Origin of the sequence: Pseudomonas sp. B6001, assembly GCF_013386015.1 — a bacterium.
Classification (GTDB): Bacteria; Pseudomonadota; Gammaproteobacteria; order Pseudomonadales; family Pseudomonadaceae; genus Aquipseudomonas.
This window is the reverse complement of the sequence record NZ_JACAOX010000022.1, coordinates 24797-48321: the sequence shown is the minus strand read 5'-3', so window position 1 is coordinate 48321 and position 23525 is coordinate 24797. Positions and strand designations below refer to the sequence as shown.

The window sequence follows — 23525 nt, the reverse complement described above, 5'->3', positions numbered from 1 at the left end:
CCAGCTCCTACAGTGGACCGTGAGCCGCTGTAAGAGCAAAACCCTAAGGCCTTACCCGTGCCACCCGCCACACCTTGTTCCCCACATCATCCGCCACCAGCAACGCGCCCTGCCCGTCCAACGCTACACCCACCGGACGCCCCTGAGCCTCTCCATCACCATTTAAAAACCCAGTCAGGAAATCAACAGGCACACCCGACGGCTTTCCGTCCCGGAACGGAATAAACACCACCTTGTACCCCGCCTGCGGATTACGGTTCCAGGATCCATGCTCCCCCACAAACACCCCATCGGCAAACACCGCTGGCATCCCCCGCGCATCGGAAAAAGTCAGGCCCAACGGCGCAACGTGAGTCCCCAGCGCGTAGTCCGGTGCAATCGCCTGGGCGACCTTGTCCGGATGCGGCGGCTGCACCCGGCTGTCAACGTGAGCCCCGTAATAACTCCACGGCCAACCGTAGAACGCGCCGTCCCGCACCGACGTCAGGTAATCCGGCACCAGATCGCTGCCGATCTCGTCGCGCTCGTTGACCACCGTCCACAACTGCGTAGAGCCGGGTTTCCACGCCAGCCCATTGGGATTGCGCAACCCACTGGCGAACAGACGCTTCTGCCCACTGGCAAGATCCAACTCCCAGATCGCAGCACGCCCTTCCTCGGCGTCAAGCCCATTCTCACCCACATTGCTGTTGGACCCGACGGTCACATAAAGCTTGGTACCCTCAGGATTGGCCAGGACGTTTTTGGTCCAGTGATGATTGATCCCGGCCGGCAGATCAGTGACCTTCACCGGCACGGCATCGATGTGAGTCTGGCCCCGAACATAAGGCACCTTGACCACCGCATCGGCATTGCCGATATACAACTCATCCCCCACCAACGCCATGCCAAACGGCGACGTCAGCCCACCGAGAAACTCACTCTTAACCTCGGCACGCCCATCACCGTCGGCGTCCCGCAGCAGCGTGATCCGGTCGGCGCTCGGCGTATCGGCACCGACCCGCCCCATCACAAACCCCATCGCGGTACGACGCGCCCAGGCGAGCAAACCCGTGCCGCCGTCCGTGGCACCTTCAGGCATGGGCGGATGGTTACTCTCGGCTACCAGCACGTCGCCATTGGGCAAGGTGTACACCCAGCGCGGATGGTCAAGGTCCGCGGCCAACGCCGTTACCGTGAACCCATCGGGCGCCGTTGGCTGGGCATTACCGGGCCAGCCGACAGCCTTGGAAACCTTGAGTGTCGGGATCAGTGATGCAGTGGGTTCGGGCAGTTGCGGGCTTGGCCCCACACCGGCCTGAAACGGCAGTTTGGAGGAATCGCCACAGGCGCTGAGGGCAGCCGTGGCGGTGATCAGCAGCGCAAGGCGGCTTGGTGCATTCATTGGGAAACCTCGGGACAGCCCTTTATTGGGCAGGCAAAAACCCGACGGAGTATCGCGTCATTCCCCGACACCAAACACCGCCTACCGCGCAATTGAGTTTTAACTCAGTCGCACGAGTGGCTCGGCAGCACTCTCAGGCTTTCCACGGCCCCAACGCCAGGCTGTAGGGAGAAAACCCCTCGAACTGCCAACGCAGCGCCAGCACCGCATCCCTTCGGACCACGTGTTCCACGGTCACCTTCCACAACCGCTCAGCCCCCTCGAACGTGGCCAGTTCATCTCCTTCAAGAATCACCTCGGCCCGCCCGGCCACCTGCAACACATCACCCGTAGCAAAATCCACAAACAGCAAGCCCGCAACCGGGTTGACCTGCACATTGCCCAAGGTGTTGAAAAACGAGTTGCCGGTAAAATCGGGAATCGTCAGCACCTCTCCCTCCACGCGCACAAACCCACTGTTGCCGCCTCGGTGTGAAACGTCCACCGAACGCTTGGCCGCATCTCCTTCCAGGTCCACATAGCTGGCGACGAAAAACGTATCAGCGCTGCGAATCAGCGCCCGCTCAGCGTCATCGAGCGAGTTCGCGCGCCGCACAATACCTCCCGCAGCGCGCTGCCCCCGGGCGCCCGGATCCACCGCACGCAACTGGATGTACTTCGGGCAATTTCCAAACGTGTGCACCACCGCCACGGTAAATCCGTCGACGCCGGCAGCCCCGATAACCCCGTTCATGCGATTACGCCGCCGCGTATTCAGGTCAATGCCCAACAGCCCGACCGACGCGCCTTGTTTCAGCCCGCTCCCGGCGGGGTCACTCTCCGCAGGCAGGCTGTCGATACGCAAGCTGTAGGGGTCCGGCGAATACGCAAACCCCGGCGTGCCCTCCAGCAGCGTGGCCCAGGGCAGCCCCTGCTCATCCACGGCCCCCACGACCAGATAGGGCAACAACTCATAAAAAGCCCGATGCTGCTCCGGCAAGTGATCCCGTATCACCTTCGCGCCGATCACCTCCATGCGCTCGGCCACGCCGGCACTTTGCTGCAACTGCCGCTCGCCGGCATGCCATGGCGAAACGGGGGACGCGTCCTGGTGATTCATGATCAAGCCCTCGGTGAATGAAACGCCGGATGTTCACGCAATGCCGCCACGCTGAAATCGACAAAACTGCGCACCCGCATCGAAGCGTTGCGCCCTTCGCGGTAGACCACATGCACCGGCAGCGGCGGCGGTTCATAGGCCTGCAATACTCGACACAGTTGCCCGCTCGCCAGGTGCTCGTGCACCGGGTAGCTCAAGCACCGGATCAACCCTGCGCCCTGCACCGCCGCATTGATCGCGCCCTGCACCGTGGTGCAACCGAGACGCGCCCGGGCCTTGATGCTGGCGCCCTGGAAATCCCACTGCACCCAATTCGAATACGCCTGGCTGGCGACCAGCCGATGCTCCTTGAGCGCCTCCGGTTGCACCGGTTCGCCATGGCTTTGCAGATAGCCGGGGCTGGCGCAGACGATGTTGCGCACATGGCCCACGGGCCGGGCAATCAGGGATGAACCGGGCAGTTCCCCCACCAGGACTGCCACGTCCAGGCCGTCTTCATTCAGGTTCGGATAATGATCGTGGTAATGGGCAAACAGGCGAACTCCGGGATAGCGCTCCAGGTAGCCGGCCAACAGCGGCGCCATCACATAACGGCTGAACAGCAACGGAAAAAACACCCGCAGGTTTCCCTCGGCCTGCGCGTGCGCACCCTGGGCAGATGCTTCGGCGGCGCTCACGCCGTCAAGGATCCGCGAACAGTCGGCCATGAACGTCGCCCCGGCTTCGGTGAGGCGAATGCCCCGGGTGCTGCGCTGTACCAATGGCACCCGCAAGCGTGTCTCCAGCCGGTCAATCGCGCGGATCACAGTGGGCCCCGAGATGCCCAGGGAGCGGGCAGCCGCGGCCAGGCTCGGCTGCCGGGACAGCGCCTGGAAGATCTGCATGTCGCGATAACGGTCCATCAGGCCGGCCGCTGCATCGATGGGTTGAGCGCAGCATCCTGCCCCAGCCGACTGACCAGAAAATCCACGAACGTGTTGACCTTCGCCGGTACCCGGGCGTTGTTCTGGAACACCACATGGATCGGCAAGGCCGGCGGTTCGAAGTCTTGCAGGATGATCTCCAGTGCGCCTGCACGCACATCGCTGGCCACCTGATAAGACAACACCCGTGTGACGCCCCAGCCCAGGCGCGCGAGGTTGATCGCCGCGTTGTTGGCGGTGACTACCAGGCGCGGCTCAACGGCCACGCTCAACGGCTGGCCGCCTTCCCTGAACTGCCATTCGCTGACCAACTGGCTGGAAGACGACGTGACAATCTTCGCCTCACGCAGTTGCCCGGGGTGCAGTGGCCGGTGCCGCTCAAGGTAAGCCGGCGCCGCGCACACTACGCGACGCACCTCGCCGACCTTGATCGCCTGCTGGCCGGGTTCCTGCAAATGCCCGATGCGCACGGCCACATCGACGCCTTCATCGGTCATGTTGACCACACGGTCCACCAGCAAGGCGTTGATGCTGACCTGGGCAAACAGGTCCAGGTACTCCCCCAGGATTGGCGCGACGAACAACTCGCCGAACAACACCGGCGCGGTGACCGTCAGGTGCCCCCACGGGATCGAGAAGCTGCCTGCTGCCGCTTCTTCGGCCTCAGTCAACTCCGCGAGGATACGCCGGCAATCGTCGAGGTAACGCTGGCCGGCCTCGCTCAGGTGCAGGCTGCGGGTGGTGCGCGAAAGCAACTGGGTGCCAATACGCGCCTCCATCGCGGCAATCGCGCGGGTCACGCTGGGGGGCGAGATGTTCAGGCGCCGGGCCGCCGCGGCAAAGCCCTGTTCTTCGGCGACGGCGAGGAAAATCTGCATTTCCTGGAAACGGTCCATGAGTCCCCTTAATCGAATGTGGTCCACCAAACCAGTGGCTTGGGAGCGGTTGTGGCGAGGGAGCTTGCTCCCGCTGGGCAGCGTAGCGGCCCCAAAATCCTGGGAGCGCTGCGCACTGGAGCGCCAGCCCGGTCCAGCGGGAGCAAGCTCCCTCGCCACAAAATCTTCAAACCTTCGCCAGGCCCACAGCGGTGCGTTGCATACCCACAAACCCCTGCAGCGCCTCGATACTGCCCAGCCAGGCGCGAACCTGCGGATAGTCGTCCAGCGCGACATTCCCCTCCGGCGCATGGGCGATGTAGGTGTAGTGCGCGATATCGGCAATCGTCGGCAGGTCACCGGTGAGAAAACGGCTCTGCTCCAACTGGTGCTCTACCACTTTGAGGAATGCGTGGGAGCGGCTGATGGTCGCCTCGGCATCCAGCGCGGCACCGAACACAGTGATCAATCGCGCCGCAGCCGGCCCGGTGTGCAGTGGTCCTGCCGCAGCCGAGAGCCAACGCTGCACACGGGCCTGGGCCAAAGGCTCGGTCGGCAGCCACTGGGCGGTGCCATATTGGCCGGCGAGGTACACCAGGATCGCGTTGGAGTCCGCCAGCACCACACCGTTATCATCGATCACCGGCACCTGGCCGAAGCTGTTGAGGGTGGCCAGGAACTCAGGGGTTTTGTGCGCGCCTTGCTTCAGATCGACGTGCACCCGCTCAGCGGGCACGCCCAGCAGCGACAGCATCAACTCAACCCGGTGGGAATGGCCAGACAAGGGGTAACGGTACAGTTTGATCATGACGGGCTCCGCGATGTGCCAGGGACTCGACCCGGTGATCGGGTCGATAACGCTTATGTTCCACCGCTACGGCACACAGCAGAATAGCCAGTTTTTACAATCCAGCATTTCACCGGATGAAACAATCAATCGCCAAACAACTCGTCGATCAGGTTGAACAGGGTGGTTTTCACCGGGCTGTCGAGCTCGGTCCACGCCAGGCCGGTTCTGGCCCGGAACGCCCCCAACGCCAGGTGCCTGGACACGCAATTGGCCGGCAGCGCCCGGGCCGCCTGCAGCGGCAACACACCCACACCCAGCCCGGCCGAGACCAGCGCCAGCATGGTGGTGAACTCGCCGAGTTCGGAGGCGATCTCCAGCGGCACGCCCATCGCCTGCACGAATTCATCGTAGAAACCCGGTGCATAACGCCGGGCCAGGATGAACACCGGCACCTTGAGCAAGTCCGTCGGCTGAATGGTTTCCTGGGTTGCCAACGGATGCTCGCCGGGCAAGGCGACCACGAAGCTTTCCTGCAGCACCTCAAGGGTCTGCACGCCGGGATAGGCCGCCGGCAAACGCATCAGGCCGAAATCCAGCTGGCCGTTTTTCAACGCAGCCGCCTGATCCGGGCCGGGCATGTCCTTGAGCTCCAGTTCAATTCGCGGGTAGCGCTGGTGCACCGCACGAATCAACCCGGGCAGCAATTGCGGCAATACCGACGAGACAAACCCCAGGCGCACCCGGCCGATCTCCCCGCGGTTCGAAGCCCGGGCGGCATCGGCGGCGCGGGCAGCCTGGTGCAGGGTGGCGAGGGCTTCCGGCAGAAACACCCGCCCGGCTTCCGTCAGTGTGACCGAGTGCCGGTTGCGGTCGAGCAGGCGCACGCCCAGGCCGCTTTCGAGCAGTTTGATCTGCATGCTCAGCGCCGGTTGAACGATCGACAACTGCGCGGCCGCCCGGCCGAAATGCAGTTCCTGGGCGAGCACGACAAAGGCACGCAGGTGCTTGAGTTCCATCAGGTTGGCTCCGGTTATCACGGTTATTGATCACCCCATCACAAATGAAAATTGGACGCCGGGCCCCGGCTGCGCTGAAGTAAGGCCCGTGATGCACGATATGACAGGGTTTGACGTATAACAATGAGAGCGGCGCCCCGCACTCGGATTGATAGTGTTGATCACCTGTCTCAGTCTTCGGAGATCGCCCCATGCAGCGTGTTTTAGACAGTTTCCGCCTCGATGGCCGCCTGGCCTTGATCACCGGCTCCAGCGCCGGCATCGGCCTGGCCATCGCCCGTGGCCTGGCCCAGGCTGGCGCACGGGTAGTGCTCAACGGGCGCAACCGCAGCACCTTGCGTGACAGTGCCGCGTTGCTGGCGGCGGAAGGCCTGGAGGTGCACACCCAGGCGTTCGATGTCACCGACGGCGCGGCGGTGTTGGCCGCTGTGGCGGAGATCGAAGAGCGCCTGGGCCCGCTGGACATCCTCGTCAACAACGCGGGCATGCAACGTCGCGGGCCGCTGGAGGACTACAGCGAAACCCACTGGCGCGAGTTGATGAGCACCAACCTGGACAGCGCCTTCCTGGTCGGCCAAGCCGTGGCCCGGGCGATGATCCCGCGCAAGCGGGGGCGCATCATCAATATCTGCTCGGTGCAAAGCGAACTGGGGCGCCCGGGCATCGCCCCGTATGCCGCCAGCAAAGGCGCGCTGAAAATGCTCACCAAAGGCATGGCCATCGACTGGGGCCCCCACGGGCTGACGGTGAATGGCATCGGCCCCGGCTATTTCAAGACCGAACTGAACGCCAACCTGGTGGCCAACCCCGAATTCAGCGACTGGCTGGTGCAGCGCACACCGAGCCGGCGCTGGGGTGACGTCGCCGAACTGGCGGGCGCTGCGGTATTCCTTGCCAGCGACGCGGCAAGTTTCGTCAACGGTCATATCCTGTACGTGGACGGTGGCATCACCGCCTCGCTGTAACCTGGAGAATTTCATGCACGCGATTGTCTGCCATGCCTCGAAAGACCTGCGGGTAGAACCGCAAACCGAACCCCAGGCACTGACGCCCGACCAACTGCGGGTGCGCATTGCCCGAGGCGGGATCTGCGGCTCGGACCTGCATTACTACCAGCACGGCGGCTTCGGCACCGTGCGGTTGCGCGAGCCGATGGTGCTCGGCCACGAAGTATCGGCGGTGATCGAGGCGGTAGGCCGTGAAGACGGGCCGTTCAAGATTGGCCAACGCTTGTCGGTCTCGCCGTCGCGGCCTTGCGGGGGTTGCCATTATTGCCATCAAGGGCTGCCGAACCATTGCCTGAACATGCGTTTCTACGGCAGCGCGATGCCCTTCCCTCACGTGCAGGGTGCGTTTCAACAAAGCCTGGTGATCGAAACGCACCAGGCGCATCTGCTGGCCGATCATGTGAGCCTTGCCGAGGGTGCAATGGCTGAACCGTTGTCTGTGGGTTTGCATGCCATCCAGCGTGCCGGGGTGGTGTTCGGCAAACGGGTATTGGTCACCGGGTGCGGGCCCATCGGCAACCTGTTGATCGGCAGCCTGCGGGCAGCGGGCGCGAGGGAAATTGTTGCGGTGGACCTGGCTGCCGGGCCCTTGGCCTGCGCCGAAAAAATGGGCGCCAGCCGTACTCATAACCTGGCGGAAGACGCCGACGCGTTGAAGCGGTATACCGCCGAAAAAGGCTACTTCGACGTGATGTTCGAAGTCTCCGGCAGTGCCCAGGCCCTGCGCAACGGCCTGGAGTGCATGGCCCCGCGCAGCGTGCTGGTGACGGTAGGTCTGGGTGGCGAGGTCTCGCTGCCGTTGAATATGCTGGTGAGCAGGGAGATCGACTTGCGGGGCACCTTCCGCTTCCATTCGGAGTTTGCCCAAGCGGTGGATTTGCTCAATCGCCAGGTGATTGATGTGCGTCCGGTGATCTCCCACACCGTGCCGTTCAGCGAGGCGGTGCAGGCCTTTGAGCTGGCGGCAGACAAGAGCCGGGCGATGAAGGTACTGCTGGATTTTGGCGTGGGTGATTGAACCGGATCTCGACAGCTCCCACAGGGTTGCGGTGCATTTTGGGGATCCGATGGTGCCTGCGCTACACCCGCTCTTCGAGCCTGAACCGCAGGAAACGATGGCTGGCTGAAAACAGTCGACGGTAGGTGAGCAACACCGCACCTACGGTGCCCAACGCCGACGACGCAGCGATCAAAAACATGATCACAATCTGATAACGCACCGCGTCCACCGGACTTTCCCCGGCCAGCACCTGGCCAGTCATCATCCCCGGCAAGCTCACAATCCCCACCACCGTCATCTGGTTCAACGTCGGAATCATCCCGGCCCGCACAGCCTGGCGAATCGCATCCTGCGCCGCCTCCCAGCGTGAACCACCGAGGGCCAGAATCATCTCGATGGTATTGCGACCGGAGGTCAGCTCCTGAGTCATACGCTCAATCCCCAGAGACACCCCGGTAAGCGTATTACCCAGAATCATCCCAAGGATCGGAATCGCATACTGCGGCTCGTACCACGGGTGAATCCGGATAATCGCGAACAGGCCAACAGCCGTCACCAACCAGGAACTGCCCCACACCGACACAATGCTGTCGGCCCGCTGCCCCGCATAGGTCCGCTTCCCACGCCCGGCAGCCGAGAGCCCGGCGATCAGAGTCATCAGGCACATCAGCGGCAGCACCACATACCAGTAGGCAAATTCAAAGACCCAGCCCAGCAGGTAACCGATCGCCAACAACTGCACCACCGTGCGCACAGCCGCCCAGAACAGCTGACGCTCCAGCCCCAGCCGCAACAACAGCGACAGCGCACCGTTGATCAGGATCAGCGAGGCGGCGATGGCCATGTCCAGTGCCGTGAGGTCGTGATAATTCATGGCTGCACGCCCCCTGTCAGCACGCCGGCGTCCATATGCAAATGGGTGGTGCTCATGCGTTGCGCCTGCTCAAGGTCGTGGGACACCCAGATATAGGCGTGAGCGCTATCCGCTTCGGCCCAGGCACTGATCAACGCCTCGACCTCCCCGGACGAGGCCGGGTCAAGAGCGGCGGTAGGTTCGTCCAGCAACAACACATCGGGATTGAGTTGCAGGGTACGGATCAGTGACACCACCTGGGACTCACCACCGGATAAATCCCCGGCATTTTTTGCCAGAAAACCCGATTCCTTGCCCGCGTGGGCCAGCAGCGCCTTGACCGCCTGCGGGTCGAAACTCAGGTGATGCAAGGCTTTGAGGCTGTAGGGGAAACGCAAGTTGTCTTCCACCGTGCCTTCGATCAGCGCCGGGCGTTGGGAGAGGTAGCTGATGCGACTGCGATACTGCGGGACTTGCGCGTTGGCGATGGGCTGCCCGTTCCAGAGGATATCCCCTGAGGTCGGCGCGTCGAGCAAGGCGAGTGCCCGAAGGAATACACTTTTGCCGGAGCCCGATGAACCGGTGATGGATAGGCGGTCGGCGCGGTGCAGCTGGAAGTTCGTGGGCTGCAGCAGTTGCAGCTGGCGGCGCTCGTCCATCCGCGTGAGCGCCCGGGTTTCGACTAATACGCTCATGGCGTTAATGATCCTTGTTCCTGATTCAGACGCAATGGTAAGACAGGGCACGTCCCCCGTGGCGAGGGAGCTTGCTCCCGCTGGGCTGCGAAGCGGCCCCAATAAAGCCACTGCGATACACCTGAAAAAACACCGTTAATTTCTTGGGGCTGCTGCGCAGCCCAGCGGGAGCAAGCTCCCTCGCCACAGCAAGCTCCCTCACCACAGCAAGCTCCCTCGCTACAGCAGCTCCTTCGCTACAGCAGCTCCCTCACCACAACAAGCCCCCTCGCCTCAGATGTTCTTCAGCGCTTGGGCTCCAGCGACACCAGGCGCGGCTTGATGGATTTCTCGCGCACCTCAAGCAACGCCAGGGTCACCGGCAACTTGAAACGTCGCCGCCCTGCACTGCCAGGGTTGAGAAACAGCCGCTCGCCGTGCCACTCGATCAATGGTTTGTGAGAGTGGCCAGTGATCACCAGCCGGATGCCCGGATCAAGCTCCTTCGGCACATCGGCAATGTCATGCACCAGCAACGCCCGCCAGCCGTTCAAGTCAAAATCCAGCCGATCAGCCAAATGCTCTGCCCACGCGGCGTCGAGGTCGTTATTGCCGCGCACCACATGCAATGGCGCAATCGAGGCCAGCAACTCAAGGATCTCCGGGCTACCGATGTCCCCGGCGTGAACAATCTGCTCGCACCCTTCCAGGGCCGCCAGGGCCTCGGCACGGAGCAAGCCGTGGGTATCGGAAATCACACCAACTTTCATGAACGTCTCCTGTGCAAAACCCCGGCGCGATCCACCGGGCGGCTTGCAATCAATCATTGCACTGCCTATATTTCCCGCCTGGCGCCATCTACGCCACCATCCGCGGAAAGGGCTGCGCCCAAGACCTTGACTGAATATCACATTTCTACGACTCCCAACCTTAAAGCGGACAAGGTTTGTACAAGGAGATCGTATGTCGCAATCATTCTCGTCCACTAACGGCCGTATCAACCTTGAGCAGCAACGCAAGCGCGCCAAGGAACTTTTGCAGCGCCTGAAAAGCGCCGATGCCGCCGCAACCCCCACCTTATCCGATGCCCAATGGTCGATCGCCAAGGAACTCGGTTTTCCCAGCTGGCCCAAGCTCAAGGCCCACGTCGATGCGGTGGATTTTGCCGCCCGCCATCCAGGTTTCGACGCCAGCGATGAAGCCCGCACCACTCACTGGCGCTGCGGCAACGATATCGCCCACAGCTTGGGCGTGGCGGGGTTCAAGGGCTGCTTCCGGATGCTGATTGACCCATTGTGCATGGGCCCGGTGCAGGACCTGCCTGCCGAGCAATACCAGGCCGTTCGCAGCCGCTATATCAGCCAGGTGTTTGCCATGGATGAGGCCGAAGTGGCGCGCCGGCATGCGGACGAATATCACCATCTTGAACAACTGGGCAGCGCCGGCCACAGCGTGTTGTGGTGTGAGGCGGATGCGTACGATCAATTGTTCCTGATTCGCGCGCTGGCTGGGCTTGAGCATCTGCCTGAAAAACTGGAGTTGATCGAAGTCGATCGTATCCCCGGCGTGCAGCGTTTTATCGGCATCGGCCAACTGGCGCCTGAAGTATTGGCGTGGTTGTGGCCGCAGCGCCGACAGGTCGACGAGGACATGCTGCAACTGGCGCGACAGGCCTGGCTGGCGTATTGCGCCAGCTCGCCGATCACGCTGGCGGAACTGGCCCGGAGTAGCTCCACCTCCCTGCCCTTCCTGGCCCCGGCATTGCGCCGACAGTTGCAGGAGTTACCAGGTGTGCAGGACGGTTTGTCCCTGACCGAGCGCCTGTCCCTGCAATACGTGGATGAAGCCGGACCGGTGCCGTTTGGCCGGGTGTTCGCCGAGCTGATGGGCAAGCGTGAACCGCTGCCGTACCTGGGAGACATGATGTTTCATGCGCTGATGCGGCCGTTGATCGATGGCGAGAATCCCCTGTTGATCGAGTCCGGGGCCCAGTTGCCATGGCCACAGCGGGTGTTGGCGCTGACTGCGCTGGGTCGCCAGGTTCTGAACGGCGCAGCCTACTGGCCGGATCATGCAACGGAAGAACGCTGGGTAGGTGGCGTCTGCCTGCGACCGCGCCACCCGCACTGGACAATTGACGAACATGGCATGCCCGTATGGCGTGATTGATTCTTCGCGACAGCTTTGATCTGTGTCATGTTGAGCCAAACAGGTAACGGTTCAGCGCGATGACCTTACAACAGCTCAACTACTTTCTCGCCGCCATCGAGCACGGTACGTTCTCCAAGGCGGCGGAAAGCCTGCATATTTCCCAACCCTCATTGTCCGAGCAGATCCTGCGGCTGGAGGAGCACCTGGGTACCCACGTGTTCATCCGCACCAATCGCCGACTGATGCTCACCGAAGCCGGACGCCGCCTGCAGCCATTTGCACAAGGCATGGTGACGTCAGCACGCCAGGGCTATGAAGCGGTGCAGGCTGTGCGTGAACTGTCCGGTGGCGTGGCCAGTTTTGGCACCTTCGGCACCGCCCACCACTATTTCCTCACGGACCTGATCGAGCAGTTCCGCACCCAGCACCCGGATATGCGGATCAAGATCGTCGGCTACAACTCCTCGGAAATCGCCGAGCTGGTGAGCCAGGGCGAAATTGAAGCGGGGCTGGTGATGCTGCCGATCAAGCAGCAGAACCTGACCGTCAGCGAGCCGGTCTGGTCGGCCCAGGTCGGCTATATCAGTGCCGACCCGGAGCGACTCAAGGGCCCGAAAACCATCAGCGACCTGGCGGTGGCACCGTTGATTCTCACCGAGGCGCGCTGGCGCACCGCCGACCCGATTCGCCGGTTGTTGGGGCAATTGGCGTCCAAGGGCGGCGAGGTGCTGGACCCGATCATCGAAGTGGAGCACCAGATCACCGGCTTCGAGCTGGCTGCGCGCGGGCTCGGCGATGTGATTGCCACGCGCCCGATCCTGCATCAGCTGGGCTTCAATGATCGCTTGGGCTGGGTGCCGATCAGCCCGGCGATCTTCGAGGTATTCGGCTTTATCCATCGCCACGACACGCCTATTTCGCCGCCCACCCGGGTGCTGATCAACCTGATGCGCAGCCACTTGAGCCGCATCCAGAACCTGTATGCGCACCTGGAGACGCTCTAGCCATAGGGATCACCTATAGGAAACACATGACTTAGCCCATTCATCCACCTCTTGCCGAGCGGGATACTCCAGCCACCGACGCCACAACAGGCGCTTGAATGGGGAGCCAGCATGTCCAATCACTACTGCATCATTGGTGCCGGGGCCGCAGGGCTGGCGGCGCTGAAGACCATGACCGACGCCGGTTTCGAGGTGGACTGCTTCGAAAAGTCCGCGAACATCGGCGGTCACTGGAACAGCGACTACGATGCCTTGCACCTGATCACCCCCAAGAGCAGTTCCTTCTTTGACGGGTTCCCGATGCCCGCTGACTATCCGGTGTACCCGAGCCGCGATCAGGTCAAGGCGTACATGAACGCCTACACCGACACCTTCGGCCTGCGCGAAAAGATCACCTTCAACACCGAAGTGCGCAGCCTGAAGCCCCTGGACGAGAACGGCGAAGCGGGCTGGCAGGTGACCCTGGCAGACGGCACCCACAAACACTACAGCGGCGTGCTGGTGGCCAACGGTCACCTGTGGGATTGCAAGATCCCGCAAGTAAGCAAGGGGTTCACCGGCGTGTCGATTCACTCCGGCGAATACCGCAATGTGCAGCAGGTGCAAGGCAAGGTGCTGGTGGTGGGGTTTGGCAACTCCGGATGCGACCTCGCAGTAGATGCCGCCCAGGCTCGCCTGGACACCACCATTGCGATCCGACGCGGCCAGCTGTTCCAGCCCAAGACCCTGTTCGGCCTGCCCCGGGGCGAGCTGCCGCTGCTGGGGCAATTGCCGCCAGAACAGCAGAACATGCTCATGAACATACTGATCATGGCCAGCGTCGGCACCCACAAGAATTACCCCGGGCTACCGGCGCCGGATACCTACGACCTGGATGCGCAACCGCCGGTGGTCAACACCTTGCTGCTGTACTGGATCCAGCACGGCCGAATCAAGGTCGCACCGGGTATCGAGAACATCCAGGGCAAGACTGTCACGTTCACCGATGGCAGCCAGGTCGATTACGACACCATCGTCTGGGCTACCGGTTTCAACACGCGCCTGCCGTTCCTCGATGAACGCCTGCTGCAATGGCGCGACGGTGTTCCGCTGCGGACCGCCGCGATGACCTTGCCGACCAACCTGGAAGGCCTGTTCTACATCGGCCTGGGCGCCCCACGTGGCCCGCAATGGCCGGTGTATTGCGAGCAGACCCGGCTAGTGATGCGCTTTCTCACCCTGCGCGAGCGTGGCATGCAAAGCCTGGCGGCGAAGTTTGCCCAGTTGCAGCCGGCCGACTCACGCATCGATATCGTCAAGCGCGAATGGCTGAGCAACTACCAGGACACCCAGCGCCAACTGGATGTGCTGGAACTGGCTCTGCAACCCGGCACCCCTCTTCCTCAATACGCCTGATCGGATAGCCCTTATGAACACTGCACCGCACTCCAGCGTTATCGTTACCGGGACTTCCTCGGGCATGGGCCAGGCCGTCGCACAGCGCTTTCAGGCTGAAGGCTGGCACGTCGTCGCTGTGGACGTAACACCCAGCACACAGCCGGCGAGCCCCTTGTTTTCGCCAGTGGTCGGCGACATCACCCAGGAGGCCACACTGGCCCGTACCCTCGATGCCGCCCTGGACGGCAAGGCACCGCTGCGAGCCGTAGTGAATGCGGCGGGGATCTTTCCCACGTCATCCCTGGATAGCTTCAGCGAAGCGCTGTACCGCAAGATATTCGACATCAACGTGCTGGGCTCACTGAACATCGCACGTATCGGCACCCGTCACCTGAAAGCCGCCGGCGGAGGCGCTATCGTGTTCTTCGCCTCGGTGGATGCGTTCACCGTGTCGAAAAACCAGTTGCTCTACAGCGCCTCCAAGGCTGCTGTGGTGTCGATGACCCGCTCCCTGGCCATCGAACTGGCCGGCGACAATATTGTGGTCAACGCACTGGCCCCGGGCTGGGTGGACACCGAAGGCACCCGTGCCGGCGGGCGCATCGAGGCCGCCATCGAATCGATCCCCTTGAAACGCGCCGCGCGGGTCGAAGAAATCGCCGACTGGGTCTGGCAACTGAGCGCCAAACCCTCCTACATAACAGGCGAATCATTGTGCATCGCCGGGGGCGTGTATATGCGATGACCCCAGCCTCCGCAGGCCCCGCGCATCAGACGTGGGCCTGCCACTCCCTATTGACTGCTGCCTCACTACAATTATTCCAGAGGGCAATATCATGGGCGAAGTTCACGCTTCCTCGATTCATCAAGGGTTTCCCGCCGACCGTGCATCGGCTGAACCCTCACGCAAACGGCTGACCAAAGCGGTCGTCGGCGTGACACTGGGCAATATGGTCGAATGGTTCGACTTTGCGCTCTACTCCTCTCTCGCCGGCATCATCGGCAAGACGTTCTTCCACAACGACAACCCGACCACCCAGTTGATGGCGATCTACGCCACCTTCGCGGCGGGCTTCCTGATTCGGCCACTGGGCAGCCTGGTGTTCGGTCCCATCGGCGACAAGTTTGGCCGGCGCACGGCGCTGTCGCTGAGCATCACGCTGATGGCCGTCGCAACCTTCGCCATTGCCTTGATCCCGAGTTACGCGAGCATCGGCCTGTTTGCGCCCGTCCTGTTGATTCTCATGCGTCTGCTCCAGGGCCTGTCGGCGGGTGGCGAGTACGGCGGCTCCTGCACGTTCATCGCCGAGCATTCGCCGGACGAGCGACGCAGCTTTTTCACCAGTTGGCTGGAATTCGGCAATATCTCCGGGTTCCTGCTGGGCGGTGCAGTGGTCAGCCTGTTTACCCTGGGCCTGGGCGAACAAGCCATGCAGGACTGGGGCTGGCGCGTGCCCTTTGCGATTGGCGGCCTGCTCGGCCTGATCGCCCTCTACTTGCGCCTTGGCCTGGAAGAAACACCAGTGTTCAAGGAAATCCAGGCCAACGAAAAACTGCGAAAGGCGACGGGCGCCGAACCCAGCCTGTTCAGCTTACTGGTCAACGAATGGCCGAAAATCCTGCAATGCATGGGCCTGGTCACCGTGTTCAACGTGACCTACTACATCATCCTCGGGTACATCCCGGGTTATCTGGAAAACGTACTCGGGTACAGCAATACGTTCGCCAGGAACCTGGGGATGGCCGCGACGCTGTTCATGCTGGTGTTGATCCCGGTTTCAGGCTTGCTGGCCGACCGACTGGGCCGGAACCGGATGATCATTACCGGCTGCGTGCTGCTGATCGTCATGGCGTTCCCCTGCTTCATGCTGCTGCATACCCAGAGTGTCGGGTTGCTGCTGGCCGCCCTGCTGATCCTGACCCTCGCCCAGTTGTTTTTTGAAGGAGCGATGCCGGCCACCATGACTTCGCTGTTCAAGGCCCGCGTGCGCTACAGCGCCCTCGCCTTGAGCTACAACGTCGCGGTCTCGCTGTTCGGAGGCACGGCCCCGCTGATCAATACCTGGCTGATATCGATCACCGGCAACCAGATGATTCCCGCCTGGTACCTGATCGGCGGTGCCGTGGTCGGCCTGATTTCGATCCTGTTCGTCAAGGACTCCACCGGTAAACCCCTCCCAACATGAGAACCACCATGACCAGTAAAACCACAGCGCGGCAAACTATTTCCTCGGGCGGTCAGTACGAAAACGTGTTCGGTTATTCCCGCGCCGTTCGCGTGGGCAACCACCTGCACATCTCCGGCACCTGCGCCTCACCCGATTACGAACACAGCAATGCTTACGAACAGGCCCAGGCCATTCTCGTCACCGTCAACAAGGTGTTGGCCGAGGCGGGCATGGGCCCTGAAGACGTAGTGCGCACCGTGGTCTACCTGCGGGATATCAACGATGCCGCCTCCGTCGCCAAGGCACACAGCGAGGTGTTCGACGCCATTCGCCCGGCCAGCAGCCTGATTCAGGTGGATTCGATGCTGCGCCCCTGGCAGAAAGTCGAAATCGAAACGTACGCCATCGTTGCCGATTGACCCAGGCGATGAGTAAAAAACCGCGGCTTGGGCCGCGGTTTTTTTTGGTCCCGGTTATATCCATAGCAATAAACGATATTGGTATATACCAGATTGCTCCCTTATAAATCGCCCCCATCAAAAGACTGCAGGCTGGAGAAGCAAGCGATGGTGTCGGTAAAGGTAATGCTGGAGTACTTTCATCCCTGGCCGAATTCGGCGGGTTTGTACCTGGCGCGGGAACGCGGCTGGTACGCCGAGCTGGGCCTGGATGTGGAGTTGGTGGTGCACGACCCCTACCGTGGCGACACCCTTGAACACCTGCTGACCGGCGCGGCGGACTTCGGCATTTTCCCCAGCAACCGCCTGCTGGTCCGGCGCGGCCGGGGGCAAGCCCTGCAAGGCATCGCGGCGATCAATCATGCGGGCCTTGAGTCGATTCAAACCCTGACCGACTCCGGCATCCGCCGCCCACGAGACCTGGTGGGCAAGCGCCTGGCGCTCAACCCCACGCCACGGGGTTTGGCGATGGTGCGTCACCTTGTGAGCAACGACGGTGGCGACCCTGATGGCGTGATCCTGGTGGACAGCGGCGTACGTGAGTTGCGGCCCGAACAGTTGGCCGAAGGCATCGCCGATGCCAGTTTCGGCGGCTACTGGGCCTGGGAAGCGTTGATGCACAGCCCCATCGAAGCAGAACGCCGGGTGGTGTTGCCGGTGGATCAGATTGGCGCACCGGCGTATCACAGCTACCTGTTGGGCGCCCACGAACAAACCCTCGCCGAGCAGCCCGGGTTGGTGCGTGATTTCCTCGCGGCCACTGCCCGTGGCTATCTCGCCGTGGCCGAAGAGCCAGCCATCGCGCTGGCGGCCTATGAGCACACTACACCGTATTTCCCGGCGGAATTGCTCAGCGCATCCCTGCACAAAATCGCTCCGACCTGGCTGCACGACGGTCGTTGGGGCGAGCAACGCCAGGCGCTGCTGAAACCTTATGCCGAGTGGCTGCACGAGCACGCGGTGCTCGACAATCCGCAGGTGTGGCAAGGGGCAACCAGCAACGCCTATCTGCCCGGGGCGACGGCATGAATCCACAACGCACCGCCCATGGCCTGGGGCTTGATCCGGTAGCTGCCGACTGGCCAGCGCTGCACGAAGCAGATATCCAACAGCTGCTGCACGAGTACCCGCAACTGGGTCAACTGCGCAGTTTGCATTGGCACAGCCCGCGACCGTTCTCCGCTGCCGGGCTGATCAATACCGGCAGCGCCACCCTGTTCGTCAAACGGCATCACCGGCACGTGCGCAAAGCCGCATGGCTGGAAGAAGAACACCGCCTGATCGCCCACCTGCATCGCCACGGCGCACCGGTTGCCGCAGTGGTGCCGAACCGCCACGGTGCAACGGCCACGACGCAAGGTGAATGGACCTACGAGATTCACCATGTCGCCGAGGGCCTTGACCTGTACCGCGATGCGCTGTCGTGGTCGCCCTTCCAAAGCACTCAACATGCGCAGGCGGCGGGTGTGGCGCTGGCTCGATTGCACCTGGCAGCCGAGCACTACAGCGCACCCCGCCGTCAAACAGAAGTGCTGCTGGCCAACGCCCGGGTGATCGAACAACCCGCGCCACTGGCCGCGATCGCCAACACCCCCGCGCTGACCGAGTACCTCGCCGACAAGGATTGGCACGCACGGCTGACCGAGTTGCTGTTGCCCTGGCACGCGCCCCTGCAACCCTTGCTGCACCAACAACCGGCGCTCTGGACCCATAACGACTGGCACGCCTCGAACCTGCTGTGGCATGCAGACGGCAACGTCGCCAGCGTGCTGGACTTCGGCCTCGCCGACCGCACCTTCGCCCTCTACGACCTGGCGACCGCCATCGAACGCAACGCCGTGCCCTGGCTGGACCTGGACAGCGGTGGCCTGGCAGCAGCGGACCTCGACAGCGTCGACGCATTGCTCACCGGCTATCACCGGGGCCGGCCATTGAGCGCCCAGGACCTGCTCACCCTGAGCGCCCTGCTGCCGTTGGTGCATGTGGATTTTGCCCTGTCCGAAATCGCGTACTACCAAGGCGTAGTGGGTTCCACCCGCAGCGCCGACGTGGCCTATCACGCCTACCTGCTGGGCCATCTGCAGTGGTTTGCCGGTGCCCAGGGGCAACGATTGCTCAACCACCTGCGGCGAAAATCCGTATGAGTATCCTGGTCGATACCGATTGGCTGCATGCCCACCTCGGGGAGCCCGGGCTGGTGATACTGGACGCCACCGTCGTCCTGCCGTCCCCGCGTTTTGACGGTGATTACCGGGTCGCCAGCGGTCATGCCGGTTGGCTGCACGCACATATCCCCGGCGCACGGCATGCCGACTTGCTGACCGATCTGGCCGACGTTCAAGCGAGCTACAGCTTCGCCCTGCCAACACCACAAGCCCTGATTCAGGCACTGGCGAATCTGGGTGCAGGCGCCGACAGCAACGTGGTGATCTACGATCGCGCCGACGGTTTCTGGGCCGCACGCCTGTGGTGGATGCTGCGCGGGCTGGGCATTCACGCCGGCGTGCTGGACGGTGGTTTCAACGCCTGGCAACGGGCGGGGTTACCGCAGCACAGCGGGCAGCCTGCAAACACACCCGTCGTCGAACCCTGGCCGATCAGCACCTACGCACCACTGTGGATCGACCGCGCAGGCGTTGAGGCGGTGGCCGCAGGCCAAGCACCCGGCGTACTCGTCTGCGCGTTGGGCAGCGCCTTGTTCGACGGCACCGCAGCCACCCGCTACGCCCGGCGCGGGCACATTCCCGGCAGCCACAACCTGCCGGCACGCACGCTGTTTGATGCACAGGGTCGCTACCTGCCCAAGGACGCCCTGGCCGTGGCTATCGGACCCACGCTGCTGCACAGCGACGGTCCATTGATTCTGTACTGCGGCGGCGGAATTTCCGCGGCGGCCAACGCCCTGGCCCTGACCCTGCTGGGTCGCCAGGACCTCGCACTCTACGACGGCTCGCTGCAGGAATGGGCCGCCGACGCACGCTTACCAATGACTACCGGAGCAGCTCCGGCCTGACGCCTTTTGCGGCGACCCCGGCTTTTTAATTTCGTACTGGCAACCCGTCCGTTGCGCAGCGCTGGGCCCCTTTGCGCCCAATAAAGCGCGAGGCGCCAGCGGGCAGGCCCTTGGAGCGCTCCTTTTATGGCAACACCGTACCGTCACACCCTGCTCGCCCTGAGCATCACCCTCGCCGCCACGGCCGCCCACGCCCAGGACGCGACCCTGGACACCATTACCGTAGTCGGTGAACAGGCCACCGACTACCAGGCGAAAAAGGCCGCTGTCGCCGGCTTCGATAACGCCCCGCTGCTGGACACCCCGGCCTCGGTGGCGGTGATCACCGAGGCTCGCCTGAAAGACCAGCAAGCCCGCCTGCTCAGTGAAGTATTGAAGAACGACGCCTCGGTCGGCGACAGCTATGCGCCGGTGGGTTACTACGAGAATTTCGTGGTGCGCGGTTTCTCGTTGAACCCGGCCAGCAGCTACAAGATCAACGGTCGCACCATCACCGGCGAACAGAACGTCGCACTGGAAAACAAGCAGCAAGTGGAAGTGCTCAAGGGCTTGTCCGGGCTGCAAAGCGGCGTGTCCGAACCCGGCGGCTTGATCAACTACGTAAGCAAGCGCCCGGAGAACGTGCGCTCGGTGACTGTCTCCACCAACGAACACGGCGAGCGCTACCTGGCCACCGACGTCGGCGGCTGGCTCGGTGCCGAGCAGCAGGTGGGGGTGCGGGTCAACCTGGCCCACGAAGACATCCGTTCCTACGTCGACCACGCCGACGGCCAGCGGGATTTTGCCTCCCTGGCCCTCGACTGGAACATCAGCCCCAACGCCCTGCTGCAACTGAACGCCGAATACCAGAACCGCGAGCAACGCTCGGTGCCCGGATACCAATTGCTCGGCGGCACCACCGTGCCCCACAACGTGTCGCCACGGGATCTGCTGGGCTACCAGAGCTGGTCGAACCCGGTGGGCATCAAGTCGCTGAACCTCGACGGCCTGTTCGAATACCGCTTCAACGAGGCCTGGAAAGCCAGCTTCAGCGCCTCCCGCAGCCGCGTGGTGATCGACGACTACAGCACCTTCGCCTGGGGTTGCTACGGCGCCGCCAGTTGCGCCAACACCGCAGTGCCCAACCACTTCAGCGCCGAGGGTGACTACGACATCTCGGACTACCGCAGCCCCGACGACACCCGCAGCAACGAAGAAGCCCAGGCCGCCCTCAACGGCCAGTTCGACACCGGTTTTCTCAAGCATGACCTGACCTTCGGCACCACTGCCTTGCGCCGCCTGGTGGACCGGCGTGAATCAGTCAACGAATACATCGGCGAGGGCAATATCTACGAAAAGCCGCCGGTGCTTGACCCCTACGAGGGGCCGCTGGGCCATACCTATCGGCGCCTGGACAGCCGCCAATACGGGCTGTTCGCCAGCGACCGCATCAGCTTCAACGAGCAGTGGCAAACCATTCTCGGCGGGCGCCAGGTGCGCCTCGACGAAGAAACCTACGACCAGGCCGGCGACACCACCCGCCATACCCAGCGCAGCGTATTCCTGCCCCAGGTGGCGCTGATCTACAAGCCGCGCCCGGACACCACCCTGTACGCCAGCTACAGCAAGGGCCTGTCCCTGGGCGGCACCGCGGCATGGTTCAGCAGCAACGCCGATGAGGTATTGCCGCCGACCACCTCGCGCCAGCTGGAAGTGGGGATCAAGCGTGACTTCCAGCGCCTGAGCCTGACCGCCGCGCTGTTCCAGATCACCCAGGACCTGCAATACAACCGGCCCAGCGATGACGGCAGCATCACCTTCGTACAGCAGGGCCAGCAGAAGAACGTCGGCCTGGAGCTTTCGGCCAATGGTCGGGTGACCGACAACCTGCAAGTGTCCGCCAGCGTGGCGGCGATTCGCGCCCGGGTGAGCGGCAGCGGCACCGACGACTACGACGGCCACCAGGCGATCAACGTGCCCAAGCTGCGCGCCAGCCTGCACGGCGACTACAGCATTCCCGGGATCAAGGGCCTGGCCCTGCTCGGCGGCGTGCAATACAGCGGCAGCAAGTACGCGAACCGCGAGGCCAGCGTGAAGGTCGACGACTACGCGGTGTTCGATGTCGGCGGACGCTACAGCACCAAAGTCGGTGATTACGATACTGTGCTGCGCCTGACCGTCGACAACCTGTTCGACAAACGCTACTGGCGCGATGTGGGTGAATCGGCGGGCGATGGCTACCTGTTCCTCGGCGCGCCACGCACCGCGCGGTTATCCGCCACCGTCAATTTTTGAGGCTGACTGTTCATGCGTAATCTGATTTTTGCCAGTGTGTGCCTGCTCTCCACCGCCCTCGTCGGCTGCCAGCAGCAACCGCCCGCCAACGACCAGTTGGATGCGGTGCTGTGGACCCAGACCTCCATCGAGCACGAGCTGATCTACCGCCAGGTGTTCGCCAACGCCACTCGCCAACTGGACGTGGCCCTCAAGACCCCGGACTGGGACGCCCTGCCCTTGCCACCGCGCAATCTGGCCGGGCTGCCGCCAGCGGTGATCGTCGACATCGACGAGACCGTGCTCGACAACATCCCGCTGAATGCCCGGGACGTCGTCAACAACCAGGTCTACTCCTACGACCGCTGGAACACCTGGGTCGACCAGGCCAAGGCCCAGGCGCTGCCGGGCGCCGTGGCGTTCCTGCAGGCCGCCAAACACAAAGGCATCACGGTGTACTACATCACCAACCGCGAGCAAAGCCAGGTCCAGGCCACCGTCAACAACCTGCGCCTGCGGGGCTTTCCGGTGGACAGCGAGCAGCAGGTACTGGCTGCCGGCACGCCCATTGGCGGCTGCGAACACGCCGGCTACGGCAAGAACTGCCGACGCCAATGGGTCGCCCAACACGCCCGCGTGCTGATCCTGGCGGGTGATTCCCTGGGGGATTTCGTGCAGGCCGAACACAACACCCTGGACGCCCAGCGCAAGGCCGCCGAACCCTACCTGGGCTGGCTCGGCCAGCGCTGGTTCGTGCTGCCCAACCCGACTTACGGCAACTGGTACAGCGCGCCGTATGGCGACCAGGAAAAACTGCCCTTTGAACGCAAGCGCCAGCTCAAGCAACAGGCGCTGCACCTGCAAAACTGACCCTGAGGGGAACGTATGACGCCGCTGGAAATAGTCGCTGTGATCTTCAATATTGCCGGGGTGTGGCTCACCGCCCGACGGGTGCGCTGGTGCTGGCCGGTCAGCGTGGTCGCGGTGTTGCTGTACGGCTGGATCTTCTTCGACGTGAAGCTGTATTCCGACATGCTCCTGCAACTGGTCTTCGCTGTGTTGCAGGGCTACGGCTGGTGGCGCTGGAGCACCGGGCGCATCGACGCGGGCAAGGTGCGGGTGGAACGGCTGCCGGTCCAGGAAGCATGGCGGCACCTGCTCGCCGGGGTGATCGGCGCGCTGCTGCTGGGCGCCGCCATGCACCACTTCACCGATGCCGCACTGCCGTGGCTGGACTCGCTGCTAACCGCTTTCAGCCTAGTGGCCAGCCTGTGGGCGGCGCGCAAGTATGTGGTGAGCTGGTGGCTGTGGATCGTGCTGGATACGGTCTACGTGGGGCTGTTTGTGTACAAGGACCTGCAGCTTACCGCCGCGTTGTATGCCGGGTTTGTGGTGTTGGCGGCGTATGGGCTAGTGTCGTGGCAGCGTGACCTGCGCCAACAGGAACGGTAGAGTCACGCCCACGCCCGGCCTGCACACG

23 protein-coding genes are annotated in these 23525 nt (G+C 63.0%); 14 read left to right on the top strand and 9 right to left on the bottom strand.

Annotated features, from left to right (window positions below; translation table 11 throughout):
• Positions 1-43 precede the first annotated feature (43 nt).
• From HX821_RS24540 to HX821_RS24515, 6 genes are all read right to left on the bottom strand, one after another.
• A complete protein-coding gene (locus HX821_RS24540; protein ID WP_177036613.1) occupies positions 44-1384 on the bottom strand; it encodes a sorbosone dehydrogenase family protein in 1341 nt (446 codons plus the stop codon).
• Between the two features lie 133 nt (positions 1385-1517).
• Positions 1518-2483, bottom strand: a complete 966-nt coding sequence (locus HX821_RS24535; RefSeq protein WP_177036611.1) for a pyridoxamine 5'-phosphate oxidase family protein — start codon at positions 2481-2483, stop codon at positions 1518-1520.
• Positions 2484-2485: 2 nt separating this feature from the next.
• Positions 2486-3385, bottom strand: coding sequence for a LysR family transcriptional regulator (locus tag HX821_RS24530; protein ID WP_177036609.1), 900 nt, complete (start codon positions 3383-3385; stop codon positions 2486-2488).
• A complete protein-coding gene (locus HX821_RS24525; protein WP_003208270.1) occupies positions 3385-4302 on the bottom strand; it encodes a LysR family transcriptional regulator in 918 nt (305 codons plus the stop codon). The genes HX821_RS24530 and HX821_RS24525 overlap by 1 nt, the downstream gene beginning before the upstream one ends.
• A gap of 166 nt (positions 4303-4468) precedes the next feature.
• On the bottom strand, positions 4469-5089 hold the full coding sequence (locus tag HX821_RS24520) for a glutathione S-transferase family protein (protein WP_087692541.1): 621 nt from the start codon (positions 5087-5089) through the stop codon (positions 4469-4471).
• A gap of 125 nt (positions 5090-5214) precedes the next feature.
• The gene (locus HX821_RS24515) at positions 5215-6087 is read right to left on the bottom strand and encodes a LysR family transcriptional regulator (RefSeq protein ID WP_003208273.1); all 873 of its coding nucleotides are present in this window, start codon (positions 6085-6087) and stop codon (positions 5215-5217) included.
• Between the two features lie 191 nt (positions 6088-6278).
• On the opposite strand from HX821_RS24515, the gene HX821_RS24510 reads away from it, so the two are divergent.
• Together HX821_RS24510 and HX821_RS24505 are read left to right on the top strand one after the other, a co-directional pair.
• Positions 6279-7052, top strand: coding sequence for a glucose 1-dehydrogenase (locus HX821_RS24510; RefSeq protein WP_087692542.1), 774 nt, complete (start codon positions 6279-6281; stop codon positions 7050-7052).
• A gap of 13 nt (positions 7053-7065) precedes the next feature.
• A complete protein-coding gene (locus HX821_RS24505) occupies positions 7066-8112 on the top strand; it encodes an L-idonate 5-dehydrogenase (protein WP_177036607.1) in 1047 nt (348 codons plus the stop codon).
• A 61-nt stretch (positions 8113-8173) separates the two neighbouring features.
• Here HX821_RS24505 and fetB read toward each other — a convergent pair whose 3' ends face one another.
• The 3 genes from fetB to HX821_RS24490 form a co-directional block, all read right to left on the bottom strand.
• Positions 8174-8968, bottom strand: a complete 795-nt coding sequence (gene fetB / locus HX821_RS24500; RefSeq protein WP_003208279.1) for an iron export ABC transporter permease subunit FetB — start codon at positions 8966-8968, stop codon at positions 8174-8176.
• Positions 8965-9642, bottom strand: a complete 678-nt coding sequence (locus HX821_RS24495; RefSeq protein WP_102605954.1) for an ATP-binding cassette domain-containing protein — start codon at positions 9640-9642, stop codon at positions 8965-8967. The genes fetB and HX821_RS24495 overlap by 4 nt, the downstream gene beginning before the upstream one ends.
• A gap of 284 nt (positions 9643-9926) precedes the next feature.
• Positions 9927-10391 carry a metallophosphoesterase family protein gene (locus tag HX821_RS24490; protein WP_003208282.1) on the bottom strand — a complete coding sequence of 155 codons (465 nt, stop codon included), beginning with the start codon at positions 10389-10391 and terminating at the stop codon, positions 9927-9929.
• A 193-nt stretch (positions 10392-10584) separates the two neighbouring features.
• Between HX821_RS24490 and HX821_RS24485 the strand changes: the two genes are divergently transcribed.
• From HX821_RS24485 to pnuC, 12 genes are all read left to right on the top strand, one after another.
• Positions 10585-11790, top strand: coding sequence for a DUF1835 domain-containing protein (locus HX821_RS24485; RefSeq protein WP_177036606.1), 1206 nt, complete (start codon positions 10585-10587; stop codon positions 11788-11790).
• A 59-nt stretch (positions 11791-11849) separates the two neighbouring features.
• Complete coding sequence (locus HX821_RS24480) at positions 11850-12776, top strand: LysR family transcriptional regulator (protein WP_003208286.1); 927 nt, start codon at positions 11850-11852, stop codon at positions 12774-12776.
• A 111-nt stretch (positions 12777-12887) separates the two neighbouring features.
• Positions 12888-14171, top strand: coding sequence for an NAD(P)/FAD-dependent oxidoreductase (locus HX821_RS24475; RefSeq protein ID WP_177036604.1), 1284 nt, complete (start codon positions 12888-12890; stop codon positions 14169-14171).
• A 13-nt stretch (positions 14172-14184) separates the two neighbouring features.
• On the top strand, positions 14185-14898 hold the full coding sequence (locus HX821_RS24470; protein ID WP_003208289.1) for an SDR family NAD(P)-dependent oxidoreductase: 714 nt from the start codon (positions 14185-14187) through the stop codon (positions 14896-14898).
• A gap of 91 nt (positions 14899-14989) precedes the next feature.
• Positions 14990-16339 (top strand): MFS transporter, encoded by a 1350-nt coding sequence (locus HX821_RS24465; protein WP_008433139.1) that lies wholly within the window; start codon positions 14990-14992, stop codon positions 16337-16339.
• An 8-nt stretch (positions 16340-16347) separates the two neighbouring features.
• The gene (locus HX821_RS24460) at positions 16348-16740 is read left to right on the top strand and encodes a Rid family hydrolase (RefSeq protein WP_003208292.1); all 393 of its coding nucleotides are present in this window, start codon (positions 16348-16350) and stop codon (positions 16738-16740) included.
• 147 nt (positions 16741-16887) lie between these two features.
• Positions 16888-17808 carry an ABC transporter substrate-binding protein gene (locus HX821_RS24455; protein WP_177036602.1) on the top strand — a complete coding sequence of 307 codons (921 nt, stop codon included), beginning with the start codon at positions 16888-16890 and terminating at the stop codon, positions 17806-17808.
• Positions 17805-18923: a phosphotransferase gene (locus HX821_RS24450; RefSeq protein WP_177036599.1), complete on the top strand. Its 1119-nt coding sequence runs from the start codon at positions 17805-17807 to the stop codon at positions 18921-18923. Before HX821_RS24455 ends, HX821_RS24450 begins: the two co-directional genes overlap by 4 nt.
• Complete coding sequence (locus tag HX821_RS24445; protein ID WP_177036597.1) at positions 18920-19792, top strand: sulfurtransferase; 873 nt, start codon at positions 18920-18922, stop codon at positions 19790-19792. Before HX821_RS24450 ends, HX821_RS24445 begins: the two co-directional genes overlap by 4 nt.
• Positions 19793-19918: 126 nt before the next feature.
• The gene (locus HX821_RS24440) at positions 19919-22066 is read left to right on the top strand and encodes a TonB-dependent siderophore receptor (protein WP_177036595.1); all 2148 of its coding nucleotides are present in this window, start codon (positions 19919-19921) and stop codon (positions 22064-22066) included.
• Between the two features lie 12 nt (positions 22067-22078).
• The gene (locus tag HX821_RS24435) at positions 22079-22915 is read left to right on the top strand and encodes a 5'-nucleotidase, lipoprotein e(P4) family (protein ID WP_177028588.1); all 837 of its coding nucleotides are present in this window, start codon (positions 22079-22081) and stop codon (positions 22913-22915) included.
• Positions 22916-22930: 15 nt separating this feature from the next.
• Positions 22931-23497 carry a nicotinamide riboside transporter PnuC gene (gene pnuC / locus HX821_RS24430; RefSeq protein WP_102369486.1) on the top strand — a complete coding sequence of 189 codons (567 nt, stop codon included), beginning with the start codon at positions 22931-22933 and terminating at the stop codon, positions 23495-23497.
• Positions 23498-23525 lie beyond the last annotated feature (28 nt).